This is a genomic window from Paracoccus simplex, from assembly GCF_042648325.1.
GTDB classification, from domain to species: domain Bacteria; phylum Pseudomonadota; class Alphaproteobacteria; order Rhodobacterales; family Rhodobacteraceae; genus Paracoccus; species Paracoccus simplex.
Window position 1 is genome coordinate 83,427 of the sequence record NZ_JBHRXE010000006.1, and the last position, 23,390, is coordinate 106,816.

Genomic DNA, 23,390 nt, shown 5'->3' on the forward strand with positions numbered 1-23,390 from the left:
CGTGTACTGCGGATGTTCCAGCAGGCCGCCCTGGTCCGGGGAAAAGGATTCCTCGGCCAGAGATTCCTGATTCCCCAGCACGCGCGGTATAAGGCGAACCGTCGCGTCGATCAAGACCTGAGCGGCCAGTTCGCCGCCGGTCAGGACGTAATCGCCGATGCTGATCTCCTCGACGCCATGGGCGTCCAGCACGCGCTGGTCCACGCCCTCGAACCGGCCGCAGATCAGCGTCATGCCGGGACCGTTGGCCAGTTGCCGCGCCCGGGCCTGGGTGAAGGGCTTGCCGCGCGGCGACAGGTAGATGGCCGGCAGGTCGCCGCCCGCCTCGCGCAGCGCCGCGTCCATCACGTCGGGGCGGATCACCATGCCGGCGCCGCCGCCCGCCGGCGTGTCGTCGACATTGCGGTGCCGGCCGATGCCGAAGGGCCGCAGGTCGATGCTGCGCAGGTTCCACAGCCCTTCGGCCAGCGCCCGCCCGGTCAAGGAAAGCCCCAGAACCCCCGGGAAAGCCTCGGGAAACAGGGTGACGACCTGCGCTGTCCACGCGCCTTTGACCCGAGGCTCGGCCATCAGGTCCCGCGGCTGCAGGCTGGCGCTGATGGTAAGCCGGCCATGGGATTTCGCCGCGTGGGATTTCGGCGGCGTGCTCATGCGTCGCGGCGCAGCAGGAAATTGCCGGCCACCACCAGCAGCGCCCCCAGGATGGCGGTGCCGACCGGCGCGGCGGGCGGCAGCGTCATCGGCGCGAACAGCGTGCCCAGATACCAGGCGCCCATGCAGAGCGCGCCGCAGATCAGGATGGCCTGCGCCATCAGCCGCGGGCTGGGCGACAGCGCCTGCCCGGCCAGCAGCGGAATGATCCCGGCCAGCATGACCGGCGCGAAGACATAGGCGTTCGGGTTCTCGCTGCCCGAGAGACCCTGCATCAGCGGGCCGGCGAGCATGAGAAGAAAACCGATGGAGAACAATGCAATGCGCGTCATTCCTGTTCCTCTTCCGGCGGGTCGGCGATGATGCGCCCGGCAGCAATGTCCACCGTCGGCACGAAGGCGCGGGTGAAGGGCAGCAACACTGTCTGGCGGCCCGTTCCGAAGATCTCGAGAATGTCGCCCGCGCCATGGTCGTAGATGGCCCGGACCTTGCCGATCAGCTTGCCGCCGGTGTCGTAGACGGAAAGCCCGATCAGGTCGGTGTGATAGAATTCGTCATCCGGCAGCGCCGGCAGCCGGTCGCGGTCGGCCCAAAGCGTCACGCCCTTCAGCGCCTCGGCCTGTTCGCGCGTCTCGACGCCCGAGAGCCGGGCCCCGAGTCCCCCGGTCACCGGCCGGCTCAGCCGGACCGTGAAGAAGCGCTTTCCATCCTCGGACCAGAGCGGACCATAGGCAGCAATATCAGAAGGTTCCGAGGTGAAGCTCTTGAGCCTCACCTCGCCCCGGACGCCGAAGGCGCCCGCGATCGCGCCGACACAGATCCGCTCGGCCATGCCGGATTATTCCGAAGCGGCTTCTTCGGCCGGGGCGTTGGCGGCGGCCTCGCGGGCGGCGCGCTTCTCGGCCCGCTCTTTCGCGGCCTTGCCCGGCTCGCCCTTTTTCAGGTTCTTGCGCTCGGCTTTCTCTTTCACGCCGGCGGCTTCCAGGAAGCGGGCGACGCGGTCGGTCGGCTGCGCGCCCTGGCCCAGCCAGTACTGGACGCGCTCCAGATCCATCTTGATGCGCTCTTCCGAATCCTTGGGCAGCAGCGGGTTGTAGACACCCAGCTTCTCGAGGAAGCGGCCGTCGCGCGGCATGCGCGAGTCCGAGGCGACGATGGCGTAATGGGGGCGTTTCTTCGAGCCACCACGGGCCAGGCGGATTTTCATTGCCATTGCGATTTCTCCTTTGGAATGGCGGGTTTGGCGGATGCGCGGCAACGCATCCTAGACGTGGTACCGTTCGTGATGCCGGATCACTTCGGCGATCACGAAATTCAGGAATTTGCGCGCGAATTCCGGGTCGAGATCGGCCTCGCGCGCGAGGCGTTCCAGCCGCTCGATCTGGCTTGCCTCGCGGGCGGGATCGGACGGAGGAAGGTCGTGTTCGGCCTTGAGGCGGCCGACGTTCTGGGTGTGCTTGAAGCGCTCGGCCAGCGTATAGACCAGGATCGCGTCCAGACGGTCGATGCTGGCGCGATGCTCTTTCAACAGAGCGGCGGCGCGGGCGGCGTCATTGGTCACGCGGAAATCTCCAAGACGTTGATTTCGTTCAGGGCGGCTGTCCACCGCCCGTACACCGGGCGTACACCGCGGATGCAGCGCCCGTCGCTCATGCGAAGGCCTCCGCCGGGTGGCGCCAGACGGCGCAGGGTTCGGTGCCGGGATGCGCGGCCGCGGTATCGCGCTGCGCGCCCAGCCGCCGGGCCAGCGCGGCCGAGCGGTCGTTGGCGGGCAGGATATAGCTGACGGCGGTCGTCCAGCCGAGCCGGCGCGCCGCGAAGTCGCGGGCGGCCAGCGCCGCCTCATGCGCGATGCCCCTGCCCTCGGCACCGGCATCCCACAGCGTCCAGCCGATCTCGGGCTCGGGCCAGCCGTCGGGAAACCAGGGCCCGACCCCGCCCAGCGCGGCGCCGCTTGCGCGGTCGGTCACGGTGAACAGCCCGTAGCCGCGCAGCACCCAATGGCCGACGATATGGCCGAAGGCGCGCCAAGCGAGGCCCGGCGCCAGCAGCGGCCCGCCGACCCAGGCCGAGCGTTCGCTTGCCGCAAAGTCACGCCAGACCGGCCAGTCGCCGGCCTGCGGGGCACGCAGGACCAGGCGTTCGGTCGTCAGCACGGGCGTGTCGGAGAGCGTGACCACTTATTTCTTCCCAAACAGCCCCGAGAGCCCGCCGGGCAGGTTCAGCTTGCCCAGATCGCCGCCCAACCCCTTGGGATCCTGCAGCATCTTCGTCGCCTCGGCCATCTTCTCGGGATCGACATTGGCCATGTCGGGCAGCCCGCCGCCCTTGCCGGTCATGGCGCGCATGGCCTGTTTCAGCATCCCGCCCTTGCCCATCTTGCCGAGCTTCTTCATCGTGTCGGCCATCTGCTTCTGCATCTTCAGCAGCTTGTTCAGTTCCGACACTTCCATGCCGGCACCGGCGGCGATGCGCTTCTTGCGGCTGGCCTGCAGCAGGTCCGGGTTGGCGCGTTCCTTCTTGGTCATCGAGTTGATCAGTGCGATCTGGCGCTTGATCGCCTTGTCGTCGAAGCCGGCGGCCTCGGCCTGCTTGGCCATCTTGCCCATGCCGGGCATCATGCCCATGATGGACTGCATGCCCCCCATCTTCATCATCTGTTCGAGCTGGCCTTTCAGGTCGTTCATGTTGAACAGACCCTTCTGGAAGCGCTTCATCATGCGCTCGGCCTGCTCGACCTCCAGCACCTCCTGCGCCTTCTCGACCAGCGCGACGATGTCGCCCATGCCGAGGATGCGGCCGGCGACGCGCTGCGCGTCGAAGGCTTCCAGCGCGTCCATCTTTTCGCCAAGGCCGACGAAGCGGATCGGCTTGCCGGTCACGGCGCGCATCGACAGCGCCGCACCGCCGCGGCCGTCGCCGTCCATCCGGGTCAGCACCACGCCCGAGATGCCGACCTTGCCGTCGAATTCGGTGGCGACGTTCACCGCGTCCTGGCCGGTCAGCCCGTCGACGACCAGCAGCGTCTCGCGCGGGTTGGCCACGTCGCGGACCGCCTGCACCTCGTCCATCAGCACTTCGTCGATATGCAGCCGGCCGGCGGTGTCGAGCATGTAGACGTCATAGCCGCCCAGCGTCGCCTGCTGCTTGGCGCGTTTCGCGATCTGCACCGCGTTCTCGCCCGGGACGATCGGCAGGGTATCGACGCCGATCTGCTGGCCCAGGATCGCCAGCTGCTCCATGGCGGCGGGGCGGTTGGTGTCCAGCGAGGCCAGCAGCACCCGCTTCTTCTCGCGGTCCTTGAGGCGCTTGGCCAGCTTGGCCGTGGTGGTGGTCTTGCCCGAGCCCTGCAGGCCGACCATCAGGATCGGCGCCGGCGGGTTGTCGATGCGCAGCGCGTCGGGCTCGCCCTCGCCCTGCAGCACCTTGATCAGCTCGTCATGGACGATCTTGACCACTTGCTGGCCGGGGGTGATCGACTTGGTGACGGCGCTGCCGGTGGCCTTGGCGGTGACGGATTTCACGAAGCTGCGCGCGACCGGCAGCGAGACGTCGGCCTCCAGCAGCGCGACGCGCACCTCGCGCATGGCGGCGGCGACATCCTCCTCGGACAGGGCACCCTGCTTGGTCAGCCGGTCGAAGACGCCGCCAAGGCGGTCGGACAGGTTTTCAAACATCGGCGGCCCTCCAATGGTTGCCGTTGCCCGCAAGGGGCGCGAATAAACAGTGACGCCCCCGTGGGCGCAACGCGCTGACGGGGGGCGATCCCCGGCATGCGGGGACCGGAAGGCCAGACCTTCCGGGGAATCCCGGCGTGGATAGGCGCAATGGCCCGCGAAGTCAAGCGCGGGCCGCATGACCCTGCCCCCTCAACCTGCCCCGTCGACCCTGCCCCGTTGACCCTGCGCCGGCTTTGGTGAAAACCTCGGCCCCCGGAGGACCGCACCATGACCCATCCCATCAGCCGCTTCCCCGTGCCCTCGCTGGACGAGATGCCCGAGGATATCGCCGCCCGCATCCGCAAGGTGGCCGAGAAATCCGGCTTCGTGCCGAACGTCTTCCTGGCCCTGGCGCATCGCCCGGACGAATTCCGCGCCTTCTTCGCCTATCACGACGCGCTGATGGAACGCGAGTCGGGCCTGAGCAAGGCCGAGCGCGAGCTGATCGTGGTCGCCACCTCGGGGCTGAACCAGTGCCAATATTGCGTGGTGGCGCATGGCGCCATCCTGCGCATCCGGGCCAAGAACGCGCTGATCGCCGACCAGGTGGCGGTGAACTGGCGCAAGGCGGACCTGACGCCCCGCGAACGCGCCATGCTGGCCTATGCCGAGAAGGTGGCGCTGCGGGCGCAGGACATCGAGGCCGGCGACCATGCCGCCCTGGTCGAGGCCGGCTTCACCCGGGACGAGATCTGGGACATCGGCGCCATCGCCGCCTTTTTCGGCATGTCGAACCGGCTGGTGAATGCCGGCGACATCCGGCCGAATGACGAGTTCTACATGCTCGGGCGCGGCTGATGGCCGAGCTTTCGGCCGCGGTGCCGCAGATGCGGCGCGAGACGCTGCAGGGCCATGCGGCGATGCTGCTGTTCTCGGCCGCGATCGCCGGCTCCTTCTCGCTCGGGGCGCGGGCGGCGAACCTGATCGACCCGGCGGCGATCTCGGCGGCGCGCTTCGCCATCGCCGCGGGCGTGGTCGGCGGCGTCGCGCTGGCCGGGCCCGGCATCCCGCGCGCGGCCTTTCGCGCCCCCTGGCGCTACCTGCTGCTGGGCGGGCTTTTCGCCGCCTATTTCGTGCTGATGTTCGAGGGGCTGAAGACCGCGCTGCCGGTCTCGGCCGCGGCGGTGTTCACGCTGACGCCGCTGATGGCGGCGGGCTTCGGCTGGCTCTTGATGCGGCAGCGCATGACCGGGCGCATCGCCCTGGCGCTGGCGCTGGGGGCGGCGGGCTCGCTTTGGGTGATCTTCGGCGGCGACGCGGCGGCGCTGCTGCGGCTGGAATTCGGCCGCGGCGAGGCGATCTACCTGGTCGGCTGCGCGGCGCATGCGCTCTATACGCCGATGGTGCGGCGGCTGAACCGGGGCGAGACGCCGATCGCCTCGACCCTCGCCACGCTCTGCGCCGGCGGGCTGATCCTGCTGGTCTGGGGCGGGCGGGCGATCCTGCAGACGGATTGGGCGCATCTGCCGGCCATCGTCTGGGTGACGCTGTTTTACGTGGCGATCTTCGCCAGCGCGCTGACCACGGCGCTGGTGCAATTCGCCACCATGCGCCTGCCCTCGTCCAAGGTGATGGCCTATACCTATCTGACCCCGGCCTGGGTCATCCTGCTGGAAGCCGTCCTGACCCGGGGCCTGCCGCCGCTGGCGGTGCTGCCCGGGGTGCTGGCGACCGTCGCCGCGCTGATTCTGCTGCTGAAGGACTGACGGCGCGGCCGCGTTTCGGGCATTTGGACAGCGAAGAAACCGGCGGCGCGGCCGCTTCTTCGGTGCTCAATGCCCCTGCGGCCGGGCCACCGGCTCAGGCGGCGGCTTCCTCGGGCTCGACCAGGGCCACGATGTCCATCATGATCCGGTTGAGCTCGAAATCCTTGGGCGTATAGACCCGCGCCACGCCCATCTTCAGCAGCCGGGCCGCGTCCTCGTCGGGGATGATGCCGCCGACCACCACCGGGACATGCGTCAGGCCGGCGGCGCGCATGCGCTCCATCAGCTCCTCGATCAGCGGCAGGTGGCTGCCCGACAGGATCGACAGGCCGACGACATGGGCATTGTCCTCGGCGGCGCGGGCGACGATCTGCTCGGGGGTCAGGCGGATGCCCTCATAGGTGATGTCCATGCCGCAGTCGCGGGCGCGGAAGGCGATCTGCTCGGCGCCGTTGGAATGGCCGTCGAGGCCGGGCTTGCCGACCAGGAATTTCAGCCGCCGGCCCAGGCGCCGGCTGACGGCGTCCACCGCCTCGCGGATCGGCTCCAGCCCCTCGGTGCGGTTGGACGGGCTGGCCGAGACGCCGGTCGGGCCGCGATATTCGCCATGCACCTGGCGCATCACCGCCGCCCATTCGCCGGTGGTCGCCCCCGCCTTGGCGGCGGCGATGGAGAACGGCATCACGTTCCGGCCGCTCTGCGCGGCATCGCGCAGCGCGGTGAGGGCGGCCTGGACGGCCGCCTCGTCGCGCGCCTGCCGCCAGGCCTCCAGCCGGGCGATCTGGTCCTGCTCGACCGCCGGATCGACCACCATGATGCCGCCGTCGCCGGCGGTCAGCGGCGAGGGCTCGCCCTGCTGCCAGCGGTTCACGCCGACCACGACCGTCTCGTTCGCCTCGATGCGATTCAGCCGTTCGGCATTGGATTCGACCAGCCGCGACTTCATGTATTCGATGGCGGCAATGGCGCCGCCCATCTCGTCCAGCGTCGCCAGTTCGGCGCGGGCGCCGGCCTTGAGTTCCTCGACCTTGGCGGCGATGGCCGGATTGCCGTCGAACAGGTCGCCGTATTCCAGGAGGTCGGTCTCATAGGCGACGATCTGCTGCATGCGCAGCGACCATTGCTGGTCCCAGGGACGCGGCAGGCCCAGCGCCTCGTTCCAGGCCGGAAGCTGGACCGCGCGGGCGCGGGCATTCTTCGACAGCGTCACCGCCAGCATCTCGAGCAGGATGCGGTAGACGTTGTTTTCCGGCTGCTGCTCGGTCAGGCCGAGGCTGTTCACCTGCACGCCGTAGCGGAAGCGGCGGTATTTCTCCTCCTCGATGCCGTAGCGTTCGCGGCAGATCTCGTCCCAAAGCTCGGTGAAGGCGCGCATCTTGCACAGCTCGGTCACGAAGCGGATGCCGGCGTTCACGAAGAAGGAAATCCGGCCGACCATGGCTGGAAAATCCCTGGCCTCGACCTTGCCCCTGAGGTCGTCGAGCACGGCGATGCCGGTCGCCAGCGCATAGGCCAGCTCCTGCTCGGGCGTGGCGCCGGCCTCTTGCAGGTGATAGGAACAGACGTTCATCGGGTTCCATTTCGGCAGGTTCTTTGCCGTATAGGCCGCGACGTCGGTGATCATCTTCAGCGAGGGTTTCGGCGGGCAGATATAGGTGCCGCGCGACAGGTATTCCTTGATGATGTCGTTCTGCACCGTGCCCTGCAGCCTGGTGATGTCGGCGCCCTGCTCCTCGGCCACAGCGATGTAAAGCGACAGGAGCCAGGGCGCCGTCGCGTTGATGGTCATCGAGGTGTTCATCTGCTCGAGCGGGATCTGGTCGAACAGCGCCCGCATGTCGCCCAGGTGGCTGATCGGCACGCCGACCTTGCCGACCTCGCCCCGGGCCAGAACGTGATCGCTGTCATAGCCGGTCTGGGTCGGCAGGTCGAAGGCCACCGAGAGGCCGGTCTGCCCCTTGGCGAGGTTGCCCCGATAAAGCGCGTTGGATTTCTCGGCGGTCGAATGGCCGGCATAGGTGCGGAAGAGCCAGGGTTTGTCTTTCTCGGCCACGGAGTCGATCCTCGCAAGATTATTACGACGGTGCCAGCGATAGCGTAACAATGCTGCGCCGTCAATTCGCTGCGATGCAGAGAGGCGATGCGATGCGGGATGCGGATGGCGGACCGTTGCGGTCCGGCCCCCGACATGCGCCCGGAGGATGGGTTGCGATCCCGGTCCGGCTTCCCCTTCCTCGGGCGATCATCGGCAAGGCTCGCGGCCCGATCCCGGCGCTCTCCGCCTGCGGTTCGGCGGCGACCGCGCCTGCCGGTTGCGGGCCCCGGCCTTGGAAGAAGCTCTCCGACATGGCCGGTGCATGTCCCATGCGTCCGCAAGTCAATGGCTTGGCGATACCGTGGCGATGCTGGACGGGCGGTGTCCGCCGAGGGTGGAGAGGTCGGGCCTTGCAGCCCCGATCCTGCGCGGCGGACACCGCCCGCGGCCCAAGGGGCGTCGCGCCATGGCGGTCGGGACCATCGCCGTCGGCGCAGGGCGCCGCGGTGTGAGCGGCATGCATCGGCCGGGATGCGGCCCGCGGCTGACGGCGAGCACGATCAGTAGAAATGAAGCCGGCCGGAAGCGGAAAGCTGGCCACGGATGCTGATTCCGTAGAGCCGCGACAGGTTGGCTTCCGTCATCGTGTCGATCACCGCGCCGCAGGCCAGCGCGCCCTCGCGGCCGACCAGCAGAACCTGATCCGCGACGGCCGCGGCATGGTCGGGGTCGTGACTGGACAGGATAATGCTCCGCCCCGCCTCGGCAAGCTGCCGGATCGCCTGCGCAACCTGGCGGCGGTTGGCGAAATCGAGGCTTGCCGTCGGCTCGTCCATCACCAGCGCCGCCGCATCCTGCGCCAGCGCCCGGGCGATCAGCACCAGCTGGCGCTGGCCGCCGGAAAGCCGGGCGATCTCGGCCGGGGCGAGATCGGCGATGCCGAGGCGGTCGAGCGCGGCCATCGCGCGGGCGGTCTCGGGCCGGCCGGGGCGCGCGAAGGGCCCCAGCCGCGCCGCCGCCCCCATCAGCACGATGTCCAGCGCCGTGAAGGCGAAGGGACTGGCCAGCGCCTGCGGCACATGCGCCAGCCGTGCCGCGATCTGGGGCCGGGACAGCCGCGCAAGCGGCGCGCCGTCCAGCGTCACCTCGCCGGCGACCGGCGGGATCAGCCCCAGCAGCGTGCGGAACAGCGTGGTCTTGCCGGCGCCGTTCGGACCCAGCACGCAAAGCACCTGGCCCGCCGGCAGCCGGAAATCCAGGCCACGGATCAGCGCCTTGCCGCCATGGCCGACAGCCAGGTCGCGGGCGGTCAGAAGCGAGGTCATTCGCTCCATCCCCGCGAACCGCGCATCAACAGGCCGACGAAGACCGGCGCGCCCAGCACGGCCGTCAGGATGCCCAGCGGCACTTCGATGCTGGCGATGCTGCGGGCGGCGGTGTCGACCAGCACCATGAAGCCCGCGCCGATCAGCATCGAGGCCGGCAGCAGCCGGTCGAAGCGCGGCCCGGTCAGCAGCCGCGCCATATGCGGCACCATCAGCCCGATCCAGCCGATCACCCCCGCCATAGAGACGGCGGCCGCGGTCATCAGCGTGGCGCAGGCGACCACCATCAGCCGCAGCGGCCTTGCATCGACGCCCATGGCCAGCGCCTCGTCCTCGCCCATGGCGAGGATGCCGATGCGCCAGCGCAGCGCCAGCAGCGGCGCAAGCCCGACCAGCACCGCCGGCAGCGCCAGAACGACATCGACACGCTTGATCCCCGCAAGGCTGCCCATCAGCCAGAAGGTGATCGCCGGCAATTGCTCTTCGGGATCGGCCAGCAGCTTGACCAGTGAGATGCCTGCCCCGGCCAGCGCGCCGATGGCGATGCCGCACAGCACCATGACCAGCACCTGCCCGGTGCCGCGCAGGGCAAGGCTCAGGCCCAGCACCAGCGCCACGGTCAGCAGGCCGGTGCCGAAGCCCAGCAGTTGAATGGCGATGACCGGCAGTCCCAGCAGGATGCCCAGCACCGCGCCAAAGCCCGCCCCGGCCGAGACGCCCAGGATATCGGGCGACACCAGCGGGTTGCGGAACACCGTCTGATAGGCCGCCCCGGCCGAGGCCAGCACCGCGCCCAGCAGCGCGGCGGCCAGCACGCGCGGCAGACGGATGTTGAGCAGCACCGTAACCGCCTGCGGATCGCTGCGCTCACCCAGCAGGATCGCGACGATCTGGCCGGGCGACAGGCCATAGGGACCGGTCGCCACCGCCAGCAGCAGCGCCGCGACCACCCCCGGCAGCAGCAGCAGGGACAGGCGGCGATCACTCACCCAGCAGGGCCGAGACGGTGGCGTCGTCCGGACGTGGACCATAGAACAACTCGTGGAAATCCGCGATCTGCCGGTGCAGGTCGCCCTTGGCCGCCTGCGGGTAAAGCTTGTGCGACAGCCAGATCACCCCGGCCAGCCGATTGACCGAAGGCGGGGCGTCGATGAAGCCGAAAGGTGCCGAAGGCGCCAGATAGACCTGGCGATTGGCGACCGCCGGGATGCCCTGCCATTCCGGCATGCTGCCGACCTTGGCGGCGAAATCCGGGTCCACGGTGATGATGACATCGGGTGCCCAGGCCTGCACCTGCTCGGGCGAGACATTGGCCAGCCCGTCCCCCGCCGCATCGACCACGTTCCGCGCCCCCACGCGGGCGATGATCTCGGCATTGATCGAGGCGCGGCCGGCGGTCTCGGTCCCCTCGGGGCCGCGGGCCAGATAGACGCCGGGCCGGGCCGCTTCGGGAATATCGGCCAGCATGGCGTCCAGATCGGCCAGTGTCGTTTCGGCATAGCCCGCCAGCGTCTCGCCGCGTTCCGGCACGCCCAGCGCCTCGGCCATCTGCCGGACCGCCTGCGGCATGGCGGCAAAGCTGCCATCGACCAGCACATAGGGCACGCCGGCCTGATCCTGCACCCGCCGGGCCAGATCGGCAAAGGTGGCGTTGACGCTGCCGTAATCCACGATCAGCTCGGGTTTGGCCGACAGCAGCACCTCGAGATTCAGCGTGTCGCCCCTGCCGGTCAGGCGGCCCAGCACCGGCAGTTCCGCAAGCCCGGCACGCAGGAAAGGCCGGTCTTGCGGTTTCAGCGGCCGCACCCAGCCGACCATCGCCTGCGGCTTCAGCGCGTAAAGCAGCACCGCCGCCGGCGGGCCGGCGGCAAAGACCCGCTGGGCATGGCCGGGGATCTGCACCGCGCGCCCGGTGGCGTCGGTGAATGCCCTGCCATCCCGCGCCAGCGCCGGGCCGGCGGCGACCAGCGCCAGCAGCAGGCCGGCAAGATGCCGGCGGGTCAGATGAATCATGTCATGGCTCCGAATGCGGCCTTGATGTCGATAAGCGGCGTGCCGTCCAGACAATCCAGCCCGCGCACGGTCAGCACCGGCCCGTCGACCGCCAGCAGCCGCACGACCGAGGAGGCGACCGGATTGGGCCGCACCGGCGAACGCAGGGCAAAGGTTCCGGTGGCGCTGTCGCCGAATTTCGGGTTCTGCAGCACCAGGTCGCGCCGGGCATGATCCATCCAGTACAGGATCTGCAGATTCTCATGCGCCCCGACCCCGGCCAGCGCCGCGTCCCAGGGGCCGAAGACTTCGATATGGCAATCGGGGCCGGTCTCGGCATCGCCGCGATGCGGGCAATCACTGCGCCGGTGCCAGGGGGTGCGGATGCGGCCGATGAACCAAAGTCCGGCGTCGAAACCCGTCGGCGTGGTCACGGCCCGTTCATGTGGCCTCAGCGCATCCGCGGATCGTGTCATTCCGCGACGCCGACCATCACGTCCGAGGCCTTGATGACGGCCGAAGCGCGGCTGCCGACCTTGAGCCCCAGTTCCTTGACCGCATCATTGGTGATCGAGGCGGTGACGGTGCTGCCGCCCAAGTCGATGCGGACATGGCTGGTCACGGCGCCGGTCACGATCTCGGTCACGGTGCCGGGCAGGACGTTTCTTGCGCTGAGCTTCATGGGGTGTTCCTTTACCGTAGGGTTGAAAATCAGCCGACCTTAGCAAGGCAGGCCTGCCGCAGCCATGCGACAATCGCATCTTCCTCTGCCGGCAGCGGCTGGGCCCTGCCCTCGGTAAAGGCCAGGAAGGCCTCGCGCCATTGCGGCGCCACGCCGACCAGCACCGGCAGGCCCCGTGCGCAGGCCTCGCCGATGGCATGGACAAGGCCGCGGCCCGCCGCCTCCTGCTTGCCGAACTTGTTCACCACCAGCGCCTGCGCGCCGGGCAGGCGGCTTTCGACGACGGCGACCGCCGCCTCCAACGCCTCGGGGTCCAGCCGGCAGCCGGGCATCTCGGGCGGCAGGTCGGCGCTGATGCCGCGCCGCTCGCCATCGGGCAAAAGCGCCAGCACGATGTCGCAATGGCCGCGCGGCATGTCCGGGTCGACCGGCTGCACGGTGCCGGCCAGCGCGATGCCCAGCGCCGTCGCGCGCCCGGCCGCGGCGCTCAGCGCGCTGTCGGTGCCGAATTCCTCGTCCGAGCAGACATAGCGGATGTCCATGGTGGTCCCCCTTTCGGCGCTGATTCCCGCGTCGTTATAGATGATGAAACATAACGGATGGTGCTGACAAGCGCTACGTGGCGCGGCGGACACGCCCGGAGGCTGCGACGCCGTTCGGCCTATGGTCATCCCGGTCGGCTACGTTATGTTTTATGAAACATAACGATTCGCGAGAGGGAGCGATGGAGTGTAATTTGACGAGGGGCCTGTTCGCCCTGGCCTTGGCCGGGCTGATGCCCGGCGCCGGCATGGCGCAAGCGCCCGGCACGGGCATGGCGCAAGAGCCCGGCACGGGCATGGCCGAAGACGCCGACCCGGCCAGCCCGGTCTTCACGCTGGGCACGGTGGTCATCACCGGCAAGGCCGAGGCGCAGGGCGGCACGGCGACCACCGTTTCCTCGGAGGAGATCGCGCGGCAGAACCGCCTGACGCTGGATGATGCGCTGGCCGTGGTGCCGGGGGTCGAGATCGGCAATACCGGCGGCAGCCGCAACGAGCGGCTGGTCTTCGTGCGCGGCTTCGACCGCTTCCAGGCGCCGCTGTCGATCGACGGCATCCGGGTCTATCTGCCGGCCGACAACCGCCTGGATTATGGCCGCTTCCTGACCCCCGACCTGGCCGAGATCCAGGTGCAAAAGGGCTATGTCTCGGTGCTGAACGGCCCCGGCGGCATGGGCGGCGCCATCAACCTGGTGACGCGCCAGCCCACGCAGCCCTTCGAGGGCGAGGCCCGGCTGGGCGTCGAGGCCGGCAATCGCGGCAACATCTCGGGCCGCAGCGGCTATGTGTCGCTGGGCACGAAACAGGAACAGTTCTGGCTGCAAGGCAGCTATCTGAAGCGCGACAGCGACGGCTTCTACCTGTCGCGCGATTTTCAGCCCCGCCCGCAGCAGGGTGCCGGCCTGCGCGACTATTCCGACAGCGAGGATTCGCGGCTGAACCTCAAGGCCGGCTGGACGCCGAACGCGACCGACGAATATGTGCTGAGCTATACCCGCCAGACCGGGCAGAAGAACGCGCCCTACAACGTCGACCAGCCGATCCGCGGGGTGACCGATGAGCCCGGCGAAGGCCAAAGCTGGCAGCGCGTCATGCACAAGCCCGAAGACGTGCAGCGGGCCGTCCGGCAGCTGGGCTCCTTGAAGTCAGCCCGGCAGCGGATAGGAACATAGTCCCCAATAACCTTGCAAATCGGGAACTAATCTCCATAATTGCAAGGATGTTGATCGAGCGCCGTATCACCGAGACCGTGAAGTCCCTGCTGGACGACAGCCCCGCCGTTGCCCTGCTGGGGCCGCGCCAGGTGGGCAAGACCACGCTGGCCCAGGAGCTGGGGGAAGAGCGGCCGTCGCTCTATCTCGACCTCGAATCCAGCGCCGACCGGGCGAAGCTCTCGGACCCCGAGCTCTATCTTTCGGCGCATGAGGACAAGCTGGTCATCCTCGACGAGGTCCAGCGGGTGCCGGACCTGTTCCAGAACCTGCGCGGCCTGATCGACCGGGGGCGGCGCAAGGGGCTGCGGGCGGGTCGGTTCCTGCTGCTCGGCTCGGCCTCCATCGACCTGCTGCGGCAGTCGGGCGAAACGCTGGCGGGGCGGATCGCCTATGCCGAGCTCGCCCCCCTCGATGCGCTGGAGGTTCCCGCTGCCGATCTGGACCGGCTCTGGCTGCGCGGCGGCTTTCCCGACAGCTTCCTCGCCAAGGGCGATCAGGCCAGCCTGCGCTGGCGGCGCGACTTCATCCGCACCTATCTGGAGCGCGACATTCCCGCACTCGGCCCCCGCATCGCGGCCGAGACCCTGCGCCGCTTCTGGACCATGCTGGCGCATCGGCAGTCCGGCCTGTCGAATGCCGCCGAACTTGCCCGCGCGCTCGGGGTCGATGCCAAGACCGTCGCCTCCTATCTCGACCTGCTGGTCGATCTGATGCTGGTGCGCCGGCTGGAGCCCTGGCACGCGAATATCGGCAAGCGGCTGGTCAAGTCCCCCCGCATCTATGTGCGCGACACCGGCATCCTGCACGCCCTTCTGGGGCTGACGACGCTCGATGACGTGCTCGGCCACCCCGTTGCGGGCGCCAGTTGGGAGGGTCTGATCATCGAGACCGCCCATGCCGTGATGCCTGCCGGCACGCAGGCCCAGTTCTACCGCAGCGGTGCGGGGGCCGAGGTCGATCTGGTGCTGACCCTGCCGGGCGGCGCGGTCTGGGCCGTCGAGGTCAAGCGCAACCTGGCGCCCAAGGTCGAGCGCGGCTTTCACTCGGCCTGCGAAGACCTGCAACCTGCGCGGCGGATCGTGGTCTATCCGGGGGACGAGGCTTTCCCGCTGCCGAGCGGCATCGAGGTCATGTCGCTGCACCAGTTCGGGCGGGATCTGCTGGCGCTTCATCCGTAAGCGATGCGGGTGCCCATCGGGCGGTATTTGGGGGGGTCGATCTTCTTCATGGGCGGCGGAAGCTGGGTACCGGGGCGCAGCGCTTGGTCCGACATTTTGCGGGTGGTGCTTTGCACCGGGTCCCGCAAAATAATAGTCGGTCACTAATATTTGGCGAAATCGCAAAAAGTAGGCCACTCTGGGCCATGGGCTACAGCCGGCGCAGGACAGCTTCGCCCCCCCGGATCAGGTAAGGTCCAGGACCTCGAAACTATCGGGTTGGCGCGACAGGATGCGCCCATAGCCGAGAAACCCCATCGAATCGGCGCTGACATTCCCGCATGCACAATTGGCCATGCCAATCCTTGCCTTTGCGGGGGCGGGAAAGTCGCGATGCCAGCTTTCCGCCACATCGCCACAAAGCAGACATTTCACCCTGAAGGGACCGGGGACCATGTCCGGCTCCCCGGACAGCTCGTCCATGAAGGCCTTTTCGTCGGCCATGCGCCGAAAACCATCGGCCCTGACCTGCACCTGAAGCGCTGCAATCGGCCCGCCGGAGCCCGGCACCGGCTCGCTCGTGGCCAGGCTGTCGTAAAGCCGGCGCTCTTCCGGCCCCATCGCGCCCAGATCGTCGGCCGTCGCCAATGCGTAGAGCCGGCGGCAGGCGCGGATGTCAAGCCGCGTGACCTTGGTTCTGCCGGCCGCGAGCCGCCCCAGGACCGGATAATCGCCGAGCAGATAAGTCATCACCAGGCCCTCCATCTCCACAGGCGCATATGCCAATATTGCAATCTGCTCATGCCCCTGCCTATCCCGTCATAGATGCCGCTCGGCGTCCTGCGCGCCGTGCAGGATGCGGACGATTTCCAGTGTGTCGCCGAGATCGCGGAAGAAGATGACATGCGATCCGCTCACGCATTTCAGATAGCCAGGCCGAACGTCAACCGGCCTGCCGCGCCCTTGCCCCGATGCCAGCGCGTGGCAGGTGTCGCGCAACTCCTGCACATAGCGCCGGGCTTGCGCGAAGCCCCATTCGCCCTCCGTGTAGTCCCAGATCTCCTCCAGATCGCCCGTTGCCGCGACGGTGAAGGCAGCGCCTTCATGCGTTGCGGCCAGTCATCTTGCGGGCAATGAACTGGTCGAGGTCGAAGCCCTCCGCCCGGCCGAAGTCCTCTCCGGCGATCAGGGCATCCTGGAGGGCCTTTACCTTGGCCTCGTGCTCCTCCAGAAGCCGCAGCCCCGCCCGCACCACGTCGCTGGCCGAGCCATAGCGGCCCCCCTTCACCTGAGCGTCGATGAAGCTGACGAAGTGATCGCCGAGCGAAACCGATGTGTTGCGGGACATGCGGGCCTCCTGTGCGTCAATACCGGATATTACCAAGAAATCGTATCAGCCGCAATTATCGGTTCTTGGCTGCGGATGTGCATATTGGCATAGGCGCATGTTGTCATATGCCCCTTTGCGATGAAGCGTCTGGTCGAGGGTCGCGCGGATTCGTCAGCACCTGCACCGCCCGCGCCTGATCCAGCCGCGCCTTTGCCTCGCCGGTGAAGGATCGCCACGCTGGGGAGGCTTCGATGACCCCGGCCAGGGTCGAGGCCGTATAAGTCGTGCCGAACGCCTGCTTCGCGCCGTGCGCCACATAGGCCACGGTTTCCGGCCAATTCAGCCAGCGCGGACTGGTATGGGCGAGGCGATTGACCCAGCCAGCCAGGCCGCGCAGGAAACCGGAGAGCCCTTCGAGCAACCCCGGTCCTGCCGGTGGCTGGCGCAGGGCTTCCAGCCCGTCGCTGAGCACCGGCGCCAGCGCGCTGGACATCTCGCGGTTGCGATCTGCATCGTGATGCGTCCAAGCGCCCATCTCCCCCGGCGTCTCCAGCCGCTCAAGCAGCACCGGGTCTGGATCGACCTGCCGGATGGCGGCGATCACCCCGCCGGTGGCGATGGCATGCACCGTCTCGGCCTCCTGAAGCCGGCTGGCGACCGTGTCCTGCATGACCAGGTCGCGACGGCGCTCTTCCTCGTCGGCAAGGCGACGGACTTCTGCGGCACGTTCGACGGCAATCTCGGCGTCCTTCTGCGCCTTCAGCCGCTCCTGTTCGGCCTTCCACGCCGCGCGGTCCAGACGGCGGCGGCGCGGCCCCGTCCGGGCCTGCCCATGCTTCGCGCCGACCGCGGCATGATAGCGGTCCTGCCAGCCGCGCATCGCCTGCTTGTAGCTGCGCGATGGCGAGCCGGACCAGCCGTGATCCTTGTGCCGGTCCTGCTCGCGATGGCCCTCGTGGCAGCGCTTGGCGTCCATGCGCATACTACCATTTGCACATAGGGGCACGGCCAGCACATGCACATGCGGATGGGCTTCATCGAGATGCTCGACGATGCTCAGCACCTCGGCGCCGTTGCGCGCCGCATCGTCCCTGGCGAAGGCGATCACGTCCCTGCGCCAGCGCAGATACTCGGCTTGGTCCATGTCCTCGATCGGATCGGGGAAACTGAACACGCTGCCGATCATCACATGCGTGTCCGAGCGGATGGTCCGCAGCGCCTCCTTCCGCTTCGGCTGCTCCTTGCGCAATCGGCGCAGCAGCTTGTTCTGTTCGGCGATGCGCTGCTCGATCAGCGCGACCACCTCCGAGGGCCGCATGCCTTCGAGGATGGTGGGCGACTGCGGGTTCCCGACATGCGGGCAGGCCCCGTCCAGCCGCTCGGCTTCATGCGCGACCTCCCGGACCGACCGGCTCTTGCTGTTGCCCTTGCGCGAATAGGTCTGCTTGTGCGCAAAGATCGACTTACCAGCGCGATCAGGCATGGCCTGTTTCCCGGCTGAAGGCCGTCAACTCGCCCAGCAGCGCATCGATCACGGCACCCTGTCGCGCCTCTTTCCGCACCATGCCAACAAACGCTGCGGCAGCATTCCTGACCCGGAAATCATCGTGGCGGCAGGCGTTCCGATCCGCGATCAGCAGGCAGAGTGCCGTCCGGGCCTCGCCCAGGACCTCGCAGCTGTGTCGCCATTCCCGCATAGAGATGCCGATGTTCATCGCAAGGTCGCGCGCCGCCATCACGAAACACCGTTCATCCGGGGCACGGCCGGACCCGAGACCGGCAATATAGAACGCAAGATATTCCCGGAAACGCTCCGATGCCAGCAGCCAGACCTGCGCCGGCGTGGTGCGGATCGGCGGCCGCGCAACCCTATTCTCAGCCCTACAGATTTTATCGATCTGTTCAGGATTGGTATTGGGTAGGGTGGAAATGTCGCACTGGTGGGACATTTCCACCCTACCGGCGTCGGCCGAAAAATCGGCCAGCACCGCCTCCAGAGCGGCTGCAACCTGCTTGAGGCGCTGAAAGCTCTGGATCGTGGACGGGCGGTGGTTGGGCAGGACGGCATCGGCGGCAAGCTCTGCCTCATCGCGGCCAAGCCCACGGATGCGCTCGAACAGCTTGTTGATCTGCTTGCGCAGCGCCTTGGCCTCGATCTGCTCCTGCATGGCCCGCTGCGCCAGCGCCCGGATTTCCCGTGCGCGCTCGATCAATGGGGCTAGGTTGATGCCGAATTCGTGCCGGATCACGCCGTGAAGCCGATGACCGCTGCGGCGGCTGCGATTGGTGCTGGACTTGTGGATCAGCCTCCGCTCGATCAACTCGGCTTCGATCCGGGTGATCTGCCGGCGTTCCATACCAAGCGAGGCGGCGATTTCCGTGACGGAAGCCCAGAAGGCGCAGATTCGGTCCTTGGCAAAGTCGCCATCCGTGGTGAGCCCGATGGCATGGCGCAGGTAGCCCACGGCGCCCTTGCTGAGCCCGAGCGGCCGGCGCGCGGTTTCCACCAGGCGCAACAACTGCCAGCGGGTCAGATCAGCCGGCAAACCCGCATGCGTGAGGTGCTGCGTCATGTCCTCACCTCCGATTTTCTATACGCATTATTTTTTGCGATTGATCGGCAGGCGGTGTCCGGGGTAGTCTGTCCGGGAAAGTTGAGTGCTTTCACATGAGCTTGAACCCCGGTTTCGGTTGCCGCCGAGCCGGGGTTTTCCTTTCTTCGCCACATGAGAGTCGTCAGCGGGTACTGTACGGGATTTGTACCGGCGTTCCCGGTAAGTTCCGTGCAAACCGGCGCAAGATCGCGTAGGAAACTGCGCGATTCGGCCGGAGTCCCATGGTAAATTACTGTTATATATGAATAAAATGGTGACCCCGGCAGGACTTGAACCTGCAACCTGCCCCTTAGGAGGGGGCTGCTCTATCCAGTTGAGCCACGGGGCCGCCGCGCCCCCTTTTGCCCGCAGATCGGCGAAATGGCAAGCTAGCTTGCCGCCACCGGCGGGACGCGATAACGGTAACATGATTGCGTCCCGGTAGTTGTGATGAATACGAAAAGACCCCGCCGCCCCCTGACATTGCGCGATGTGTCCGAAGCCTCGGGCGTCTCGGAGATGACGGTCAGCCGCGTGCTGCGCAATCGCGGCGATGTCTCGGCCGCCACCCGCGAAAAGGTGCTGACCGCCGCCCGCGCGCTCGGCTATGTCCCGAACAAGATCGCCGGCGGGCTGGCCAGCCAGCGCGTGAACCTGGTCGCCGTGGTCATCCCATCACTGTCGAACATGGTGTTTCCCGACGTGCTGGGCGGCATCTCGGCCGAGCTGGACGATACCGGGCTGCAGCCGGTGGTGGGGGTCACGAACTATTCCCCCTCGCGCGAGGACGCGGTGCTTTACGACATGCTCAGCTGGCGGCCTTCCGGGGTGATCCTGGCCGGGCTCGAGCACAGCCGCGCGGCACGGGCCATGCTGGACAATGCCGGCCTGCCCGTGGTCGAGATCATGGATATCGACGGCGAACCCATCGACACGGCCGTCGGCATCAGCCATCGCCGCGCCGGCGCCGAGATGGCCGACGAGATCCTCGCCGCCGGCTATCGCCGCATCGGTTTCATCGGCACGCACATGCCCGAGGACCATCGCGCCCGCAAGCGGCTTGCCGGTTTCGAGGAACGGCTGGGCGAGCATGGGCTGCAACTGGCGGCACGGGAATATTACCAGGGCGGCTCGTCGCTGCACAAGGGCCGCGAGCTGACCGAGCGCATCCTGACGCGCGAGCCGGAGCTGGACTTTCTGTATTTCTCCAACGACATGATCGGGGCCGGCGGGCTGTTGTGGTGCATGGAGAAGGGCTATGACATCCCGGGCCGGCTGGGGCTTGCCGGCTTCAACGGCGTCGAGCTGCTGGACGGGTTGCCGATGCGGCTGACCACCACCGACGCGCGGCGCATCGATATCGGCCGGCGCGCGGCCCGCATCGTCGCCGGCAAGGAGCCGCGGCCCGAGAACGGCATCATCGCCCTGGCCCCGACCATCATGCCGGGCGAGACCATCCGCAAGCCTTGACGCCGCGCCGGCAGGCGGCGTTGCAGGGGTATTTCTCAAACGGTGAAACAGGCGCCGGGACCAGCCTTCGCGCGCCGGCCTGCGTTTTCTCTGTTGCATAAATACCCATGCGACAGCGACGGTTGCGCGGTCGCACGGGTATTTTCGGGACGAAGACGCCGGGGGGTCGCGAACTCAGCCCAGATCGGGGAAGAACAGGCCCTTGGGCGACGGGGTGAAGATCTCGCAGCCGTCCGCGGTCACGCCGATCGAATGCTCGAACTGGGCCGAGAGCGACTTGTCGCGAGTCACCGCCGTCCAGTCGTCGGCAAGGATCTTGGTCTCGGGCCGGCCCAGGTTCACCATCGGCTCGATGGTGAAGAACATGCCCTCTTCCAGCACCGGGCCCTTGCCGGGGCGGCCGAAATGCAGGACGTTCGGCGGCGCGTGGAAGGTGCGGCCGAGGCCGTGGCCGCAGAAGTCGCGCACCACCGACATGCGGTTCTGTTCCACATAGCTCTGGATCGCCCAGCCGATATCGCCGAAGGTGGCGCCGGGCCGCACCGCCTCGATGCCCTTCATCAGGCTGTCATGGGTGACCTGGATCAGCCGGCGCGCCTTGACGCTGGGCTTGCCCGCCACATACATGCGCGAACTGTCGCCATACCAGCCGTCCACGATCACCGTCACGTCGATGTTCAGGATGTCGCCCTCGGCCAGCAGCTTCTCGCCGGGGATGCCGTGGCAGACGACATGGTTCACGCTGATGCAGCTGGCATGCTGGTAGCCGCGATAGCCGATGGTGGCGCTGGTGGCGCCCAGTTCCCCGACCCGGCCGCGGATGAAGTCGTCCAGCGCGCCGGTGGCGGCGCCCGGCCGCACCAGCGCCCCGACCTCGTCCAGGATCTGCGCCGCGATCAGCCCGGCCGCCCGCATGCCCTGGAAGTCCTGCGGCTCGTGGATGCGGATGCCCTCGCGGGTCTGGCGTGCGTCGTTCATATCGTCCTCGTGATCTCCTGTTTCACAGATAGACCCAAGGCGCCACTTGTTCCAGCCCCGCGCACGGACCTATACATTTCCCCGAGTGAGCCAGATCGCCAGGAGGCAGCGCGCCGATGCAGTCCGACAATCCCACCGCCGCCATTCTCGTCATCGGGGACGAGATCCTGTCCGGCCGCACGCGCGAGGGCAATGCCCATTACCTGTCGCAGGTGCTGAACAGCATCGGCGTCGACCTGCGCGAGGTGCGCATCGTCGGCGACGACCATGACCAGATCGTCGCGGCGATCCGGGCGCTGGACAAGTCGCTGGGCGGCGCCTGGGACATGCTGTTCACCAGCGGCGGCATCGGGCCGACGCATGACGACATCACCGCCGATGCGGTGGCCGACGCCTTTGGCGTGGGCATCGAGATCAACGAGGAGGCGCGCCGCGTCATGGTCGCCCGCTGGGAGGCGCGCGGCGTCGAGGTCACCGGCAACCGGCTGCGCATGGCCCGCATCCCGCTGGGCGCGGCGCTGATCCCCAACGCCCATTCCGCCGCGCCCGGCTTCCACATCGGCAACACCCATGTCATGGCCGGCGTCCCCGAGGTGTTCCGCGCCATGGTCGAGGCCATCGTGGACAAGCTGCCGACCGGCCGCCCCTCGGTCAGCGAGGCGCTGGAGGTGCTGCGGCCGGAATCCGACGTGGCCGACGAGCTGCGCGCGGTCGCCGACGATTTCCCCGACCTGTCGCTGGGATCGTATCCGTTCCAGCGCGGCCAGCGCTATGGCACCAGCCTGGTGATCCGCGGGCTGGACGGCCAGCGCGTCACCGATGCCATGACCGCGCTGCGCGAAAGGCTGGCGCTGTGATCGCCGATCCCGAAATCGCCCGCGCCTTCGAAAGCACCTGGCCGGCGGCCGAATATGCCGAGGCCGGCGGGTTTCGCGTCGGGCGCGGGCTGGGGGCCGGCGGCCGGGTCAGCTCGGCCCGGGTGCTGGCGCCGGACTGGCAGGCGGCGGCGATCCCGCGCATCGAAGCCATCCAGCGCGGCTGGGACGAGCGGCCGATGTTCCGGGTGACCGACGCCGATACCGCGCTGCAAGAGGCGCTGCGGGCGCAGGGCTATCGCCCCGGCACGCCGACCGCGATCATGGCCGCCGATTGCGCAGCCTTGGCGGCCGAGCCGGCGCCGCCGCTGGCCGCCTTCGCGATCTGGCCGCCATTGGCCATCCAGCGCGACATCTGGGCGGCGGGGGGCATCCCGGCCAGCCGGCAGGCGGTGATGGAACGCGTGGCGCAGCCCAGGACCGCGATCCTGGGCCGGGTGCAGGATCGCGCCGCCGGCGCGGCCTTCGTGGCGCGGGACGGCCGGGTGGCGATGATCCACGGCATCGAGGTGGTGCCGGCGCTGCGCCGGCAGGGCGTGGCGGGCTGGCTGCTGCGCAAGGCCGCCGAATGGGCCGCGGCCGAGGGCGCGACCCGGCTTGCCCTGGCGGTCCGGCGCGACAATGCCCACGCCCGGGCGCTTTACCAGCGGCTGGGCTTTGCCGATCTGGGCGGTTACGGCTACTGGACCCGCGACTGAACGGCGGGGGCGGCGGGGCCTAGCCGGCCTCGGTCCGGGCGGCCAGCCGGCGCAGTTCCTTCTTGAGCAGCTCCAGCTCGGCCCGCATCAGCTCCAGCTCGGCGCGCAGGTCGTCGTCCAGCAGCGCGCCGGCGACCAGGGTCAGGCTGCCCAGATGCAGGGCGCCGGGCCGGGGCGGCTCGCCCTCCTCGCCCTGATCCTCGAGCAGCAGGAAACTTTGCACCCCGTCGGACAGCCGCTCGGCCGGGATCGGCGCCGCGACGCGCCAGCCGCCCGCGGCGTCCGGGCTGACCCGCGCCTCGGCGACGCGGGCACCCATATGCACCAGAACCAGCCGGGCGGGCGGCGTGGGGCGCTGCAATACGCCTTGCCAGATCCCGCCTTTCAGACCCAGGGATTCAAATTCGTTCATCCTGTTTCCT

At 68.3% G+C, this 23,390-nt stretch carries 28 protein-coding genes and 1 tRNA gene; 7 read left to right on the plus strand and 22 right to left on the minus strand.

Translation table 11 applies throughout. From position 1 onward, the window contains the following. The 7 genes from trmD to ffh form a co-directional block, all read right to left on the minus strand. The coding region (trmD, locus tag ACFOMP_RS02455) for a tRNA (guanosine(37)-N1)-methyltransferase TrmD (protein ID WP_379027755.1) at positions 1–651 on the minus strand (651 nt) is incomplete at its 3' end. Further along, positions 648–983: a hypothetical protein gene (locus tag ACFOMP_RS02460; protein WP_379027756.1), complete on the minus strand. Its 336-nt coding sequence runs from the start codon at positions 981–983 to the stop codon at positions 648–650. The genes trmD and ACFOMP_RS02460, both read right to left, overlap by 4 nt. After that, positions 980–1,483 (minus strand): ribosome maturation factor RimM, encoded by a 504-nt coding sequence (gene rimM, locus ACFOMP_RS02465; RefSeq protein WP_289893395.1) that lies wholly within the window; start codon positions 1,481–1,483, stop codon positions 980–982. The genes ACFOMP_RS02460 and rimM overlap by 4 nt, the downstream gene beginning before the upstream one ends. A gap of 6 nt (positions 1,484–1,489) precedes the next feature. Then, positions 1,490–1,864, minus strand: a complete 375-nt coding sequence (gene rpsP, locus ACFOMP_RS02470) for a 30S ribosomal protein S16 (RefSeq protein WP_289893394.1) — start codon at positions 1,862–1,864, stop codon at positions 1,490–1,492. A 51-nt stretch (positions 1,865–1,915) separates the two neighbouring features. Beyond that, the gene (locus ACFOMP_RS02475; protein WP_019353403.1) at positions 1,916–2,212 is read right to left on the minus strand and encodes a chorismate mutase; all 297 of its coding nucleotides are present in this window, start codon (positions 2,210–2,212) and stop codon (positions 1,916–1,918) included. An 88-nt stretch (positions 2,213–2,300) separates the two neighbouring features. After that, positions 2,301–2,831, minus strand: a complete 531-nt coding sequence (locus tag ACFOMP_RS02480; RefSeq protein WP_289893393.1) for a GNAT family N-acetyltransferase — start codon at positions 2,829–2,831, stop codon at positions 2,301–2,303. Further along, positions 2,832–4,328, minus strand: coding sequence for a signal recognition particle protein (gene ffh / locus ACFOMP_RS02485; protein WP_379027757.1), 1,497 nt, complete (start codon positions 4,326–4,328; stop codon positions 2,832–2,834). 270 nt (positions 4,329–4,598) lie between these two features. On the opposite strand from ffh, the gene ACFOMP_RS02490 reads away from it, so the two are divergent. Together ACFOMP_RS02490 and ACFOMP_RS02495 are read left to right on the plus strand one after the other, a co-directional pair. Then, complete coding sequence (locus ACFOMP_RS02490) at positions 4,599–5,168, plus strand: peroxidase-related enzyme (protein WP_379027758.1); 570 nt, start codon at positions 4,599–4,601, stop codon at positions 5,166–5,168. After that, a complete protein-coding gene (locus ACFOMP_RS02495; RefSeq protein WP_379027759.1) occupies positions 5,168–6,076 on the plus strand; it encodes a DMT family transporter in 909 nt (302 codons plus the stop codon). Before ACFOMP_RS02490 ends, ACFOMP_RS02495 begins: the two co-directional genes overlap by 1 nt. A 94-nt stretch (positions 6,077–6,170) precedes the next feature. Here ACFOMP_RS02495 and ACFOMP_RS02500 read toward each other — a convergent pair whose 3' ends face one another. From ACFOMP_RS02500 to ACFOMP_RS02530, 7 genes are all read right to left on the minus strand, one after another. Further along, positions 6,171–8,129, minus strand: a complete 1,959-nt coding sequence (locus tag ACFOMP_RS02500) for a methylmalonyl-CoA mutase family protein (RefSeq protein ID WP_379027760.1) — start codon at positions 8,127–8,129, stop codon at positions 6,171–6,173. Positions 8,130–8,671: 542 nt separating this feature from the next. Continuing rightward, complete coding sequence (locus ACFOMP_RS02505) at positions 8,672–9,436, minus strand: ABC transporter ATP-binding protein (protein ID WP_379027761.1); 765 nt, start codon at positions 9,434–9,436, stop codon at positions 8,672–8,674. Continuing rightward, entirely contained in the window at positions 9,433–10,425 is a 993-nt protein-coding gene (locus tag ACFOMP_RS02510; protein WP_379027762.1) for a FecCD family ABC transporter permease, read from the minus strand. Before ACFOMP_RS02510 ends, ACFOMP_RS02505 begins: the two co-directional genes overlap by 4 nt. After that, entirely contained in the window at positions 10,418–11,449 is a 1,032-nt protein-coding gene (locus tag ACFOMP_RS02515; RefSeq protein ID WP_379027763.1) for an iron ABC transporter substrate-binding protein, read from the minus strand. The genes ACFOMP_RS02510 and ACFOMP_RS02515 overlap by 8 nt, the downstream gene beginning before the upstream one ends. Then, positions 11,446–11,904: an SAM-dependent methyltransferase gene (locus tag ACFOMP_RS02520; RefSeq protein WP_379027764.1), complete on the minus strand. Its 459-nt coding sequence runs from the start codon at positions 11,902–11,904 to the stop codon at positions 11,446–11,448. The genes ACFOMP_RS02515 and ACFOMP_RS02520 overlap by 4 nt, the downstream gene beginning before the upstream one ends. Further along, entirely contained in the window at positions 11,901–12,110 is a 210-nt protein-coding gene (locus ACFOMP_RS02525) for a TOBE domain-containing protein (protein ID WP_019352118.1), read from the minus strand. The genes ACFOMP_RS02520 and ACFOMP_RS02525 overlap by 4 nt, the downstream gene beginning before the upstream one ends. Positions 12,111–12,139: 29 nt before the next feature. Beyond that, on the minus strand, positions 12,140–12,652 hold the full coding sequence (locus ACFOMP_RS02530; protein ID WP_379027765.1) for a DUF2478 domain-containing protein: 513 nt from the start codon (positions 12,650–12,652) through the stop codon (positions 12,140–12,142). Between the two features lie 194 nt (positions 12,653–12,846). Between ACFOMP_RS02530 and ACFOMP_RS02535 the strand changes: the two genes are divergently transcribed. Both ACFOMP_RS02535 and ACFOMP_RS02540 read left to right on the plus strand, forming a co-directional pair. Further along, positions 12,847–13,824 carry a TonB-dependent receptor plug domain-containing protein gene (locus tag ACFOMP_RS02535; protein ID WP_379027766.1) on the plus strand — a complete coding sequence of 326 codons (978 nt, stop codon included), beginning with the start codon at positions 12,847–12,849 and terminating at the stop codon, positions 13,822–13,824. Between the two features lie 47 nt (positions 13,825–13,871). Next, on the plus strand, positions 13,872–15,044 hold the full coding sequence (locus ACFOMP_RS02540; RefSeq protein ID WP_379027767.1) for an ATP-binding protein: 1,173 nt from the start codon (positions 13,872–13,874) through the stop codon (positions 15,042–15,044). Between the two features lie 225 nt (positions 15,045–15,269). Here the strand turns inward: ACFOMP_RS02540 and ACFOMP_RS02545 are convergent, their stop codons facing one another. The 6 genes from ACFOMP_RS02545 to ACFOMP_RS02570 all read right to left on the minus strand — a co-directional run bounded on the left by ACFOMP_RS02545 (position 15,270) and on the right by ACFOMP_RS02570 (position 19,296). Then, positions 15,270–15,773 carry a hypothetical protein gene (locus ACFOMP_RS02545; protein ID WP_379027768.1) on the minus strand — a complete coding sequence of 168 codons (504 nt, stop codon included), beginning with the start codon at positions 15,771–15,773 and terminating at the stop codon, positions 15,270–15,272. A gap of 69 nt (positions 15,774–15,842) precedes the next feature. Further along, positions 15,843–16,142, minus strand: a complete 300-nt coding sequence (locus ACFOMP_RS02550) for a type II toxin-antitoxin system RelE/ParE family toxin (RefSeq protein WP_379027791.1) — start codon at positions 16,140–16,142, stop codon at positions 15,843–15,845. Next, positions 16,126–16,371: a type II toxin-antitoxin system ParD family antitoxin gene (locus tag ACFOMP_RS02555; protein ID WP_019352658.1), complete on the minus strand. Its 246-nt coding sequence runs from the start codon at positions 16,369–16,371 to the stop codon at positions 16,126–16,128. The genes ACFOMP_RS02550 and ACFOMP_RS02555 overlap by 17 nt, the downstream gene beginning before the upstream one ends. 103 nt (positions 16,372–16,474) lie before the next feature. Further along, the gene (locus ACFOMP_RS02560; protein ID WP_379027769.1) at positions 16,475–17,836 is read right to left on the minus strand and encodes a plasmid recombination protein; all 1,362 of its coding nucleotides are present in this window, start codon (positions 17,834–17,836) and stop codon (positions 16,475–16,477) included. Further along, complete coding sequence (locus ACFOMP_RS02565; protein ID WP_379027770.1) at positions 17,829–18,926, minus strand: helix-turn-helix domain-containing protein; 1,098 nt, start codon at positions 18,924–18,926, stop codon at positions 17,829–17,831. The genes ACFOMP_RS02560 and ACFOMP_RS02565 overlap by 8 nt, the downstream gene beginning before the upstream one ends. Before the next feature lie 293 nt (positions 18,927–19,219). Then, positions 19,220–19,296 (minus strand) — tRNA-Arg (locus ACFOMP_RS02570). Between the two features lie 101 nt (positions 19,297–19,397). Here ACFOMP_RS02570 and ACFOMP_RS02575 point away from each other — a divergent pair. Continuing rightward, the gene (locus tag ACFOMP_RS02575; protein WP_289893376.1) at positions 19,398–20,417 is read left to right on the plus strand and encodes a LacI family DNA-binding transcriptional regulator; all 1,020 of its coding nucleotides are present in this window, start codon (positions 19,398–19,400) and stop codon (positions 20,415–20,417) included. A 174-nt stretch (positions 20,418–20,591) separates the two neighbouring features. Here the strand turns inward: ACFOMP_RS02575 and map are convergent, their stop codons facing one another. Then, positions 20,592–21,395 carry a type I methionyl aminopeptidase gene (gene map / locus ACFOMP_RS02580; protein ID WP_379027771.1) on the minus strand — a complete coding sequence of 268 codons (804 nt, stop codon included), beginning with the start codon at positions 21,393–21,395 and terminating at the stop codon, positions 20,592–20,594. Positions 21,396–21,511: 116 nt separating this feature from the next. Between map and ACFOMP_RS02585 the strand changes: the two genes are divergently transcribed. Continuing rightward, positions 21,512–22,252, plus strand: coding sequence for a competence/damage-inducible protein A (locus ACFOMP_RS02585; RefSeq protein ID WP_289893374.1), 741 nt, complete (start codon positions 21,512–21,514; stop codon positions 22,250–22,252). Further along, positions 22,249–22,968, plus strand: a complete 720-nt coding sequence (locus tag ACFOMP_RS02590) for a GNAT family N-acetyltransferase (protein WP_289893373.1) — start codon at positions 22,249–22,251, stop codon at positions 22,966–22,968. The genes ACFOMP_RS02585 and ACFOMP_RS02590 overlap by 4 nt, the downstream gene beginning before the upstream one ends. A 19-nt stretch (positions 22,969–22,987) precedes the next feature. Here ACFOMP_RS02590 and ACFOMP_RS02595 read toward each other — a convergent pair whose 3' ends face one another. Continuing rightward, the gene (locus ACFOMP_RS02595) at positions 22,988–23,380 is read right to left on the minus strand and encodes a hypothetical protein (protein WP_289893372.1); all 393 of its coding nucleotides are present in this window, start codon (positions 23,378–23,380) and stop codon (positions 22,988–22,990) included. Positions 23,381–23,390: the final 10 nt, after the last annotated feature.

Bases quoted from the DNA above. Each gene is read 5' to 3' on its own strand.
- ACFOMP_RS02515 (WP_379027763.1), bottom strand. From the start codon at position 11,449: ATGATTCATCTGACCCGCCGGCATCTTGCCGGCCTGCTGCTGGCGCTG.
- ACFOMP_RS02560 (WP_379027769.1), bottom strand. From the start codon at position 17,836: ATGCCTGATCGCGCTGGTAAGTCGATCTTTGCGCACAAGCAGACCTAT.
- ACFOMP_RS02490 (WP_379027758.1), top strand. From the start codon at position 4,599: ATGACCCATCCCATCAGCCGCTTCCCCGTGCCCTCGCTGGACGAGATG.
- ACFOMP_RS02530 (WP_379027765.1), bottom strand. From the start codon at position 12,652: ATGGACATCCGCTATGTCTGCTCGGACGAGGAATTCGGCACCGACAGC.
- map (WP_379027771.1), bottom strand. From the start codon at position 21,395: ATGAACGACGCACGCCAGACCCGCGAGGGCATCCGCATCCACGAGCCG.
- ACFOMP_RS02540 (WP_379027767.1), top strand. From the start codon at position 13,872: ATGTTGATCGAGCGCCGTATCACCGAGACCGTGAAGTCCCTGCTGGAC.
- ACFOMP_RS02495 (WP_379027759.1), top strand. From the start codon at position 5,168: ATGGCCGAGCTTTCGGCCGCGGTGCCGCAGATGCGGCGCGAGACGCTG.
- ACFOMP_RS02575 (WP_289893376.1), top strand. From the start codon at position 19,398: ATGAATACGAAAAGACCCCGCCGCCCCCTGACATTGCGCGATGTGTCC.
- rpsP (WP_289893394.1), bottom strand. From the start codon at position 1,864: ATGGCAATGAAAATCCGCCTGGCCCGTGGTGGCTCGAAGAAACGCCCC.
- ACFOMP_RS02520 (WP_379027764.1), bottom strand. From the start codon at position 11,904: ATGACACGATCCGCGGATGCGCTGAGGCCACATGAACGGGCCGTGACC.
- ACFOMP_RS02460 (WP_379027756.1), bottom strand. From the start codon at position 983: ATGACGCGCATTGCATTGTTCTCCATCGGTTTTCTTCTCATGCTCGCC.
- ACFOMP_RS02585 (WP_289893374.1), top strand. From the start codon at position 21,512: ATGCAGTCCGACAATCCCACCGCCGCCATTCTCGTCATCGGGGACGAG.
- rimM (WP_289893395.1), bottom strand. From the start codon at position 1,483: ATGGCCGAGCGGATCTGTGTCGGCGCGATCGCGGGCGCCTTCGGCGTC.
- ACFOMP_RS02505 (WP_379027761.1), bottom strand. From the start codon at position 9,436: ATGACCTCGCTTCTGACCGCCCGCGACCTGGCTGTCGGCCATGGCGGC.
- ACFOMP_RS02595 (WP_289893372.1), bottom strand. From the start codon at position 23,380: ATGAACGAATTTGAATCCCTGGGTCTGAAAGGCGGGATCTGGCAAGGC.
- ACFOMP_RS02565 (WP_379027770.1), bottom strand. From the start codon at position 18,926: ATGACGCAGCACCTCACGCATGCGGGTTTGCCGGCTGATCTGACCCGC.
- ACFOMP_RS02525 (WP_019352118.1), bottom strand. From the start codon at position 12,110: ATGAAGCTCAGCGCAAGAAACGTCCTGCCCGGCACCGTGACCGAGATC.
- ffh (WP_379027757.1), bottom strand. From the start codon at position 4,328: ATGTTTGAAAACCTGTCCGACCGCCTTGGCGGCGTCTTCGACCGGCTG.
- ACFOMP_RS02555 (WP_019352658.1), bottom strand. From the start codon at position 16,371: ATGTCCCGCAACACATCGGTTTCGCTCGGCGATCACTTCGTCAGCTTC.
- ACFOMP_RS02545 (WP_379027768.1), bottom strand. From the start codon at position 15,773: ATGACTTATCTGCTCGGCGATTATCCGGTCCTGGGGCGGCTCGCGGCC.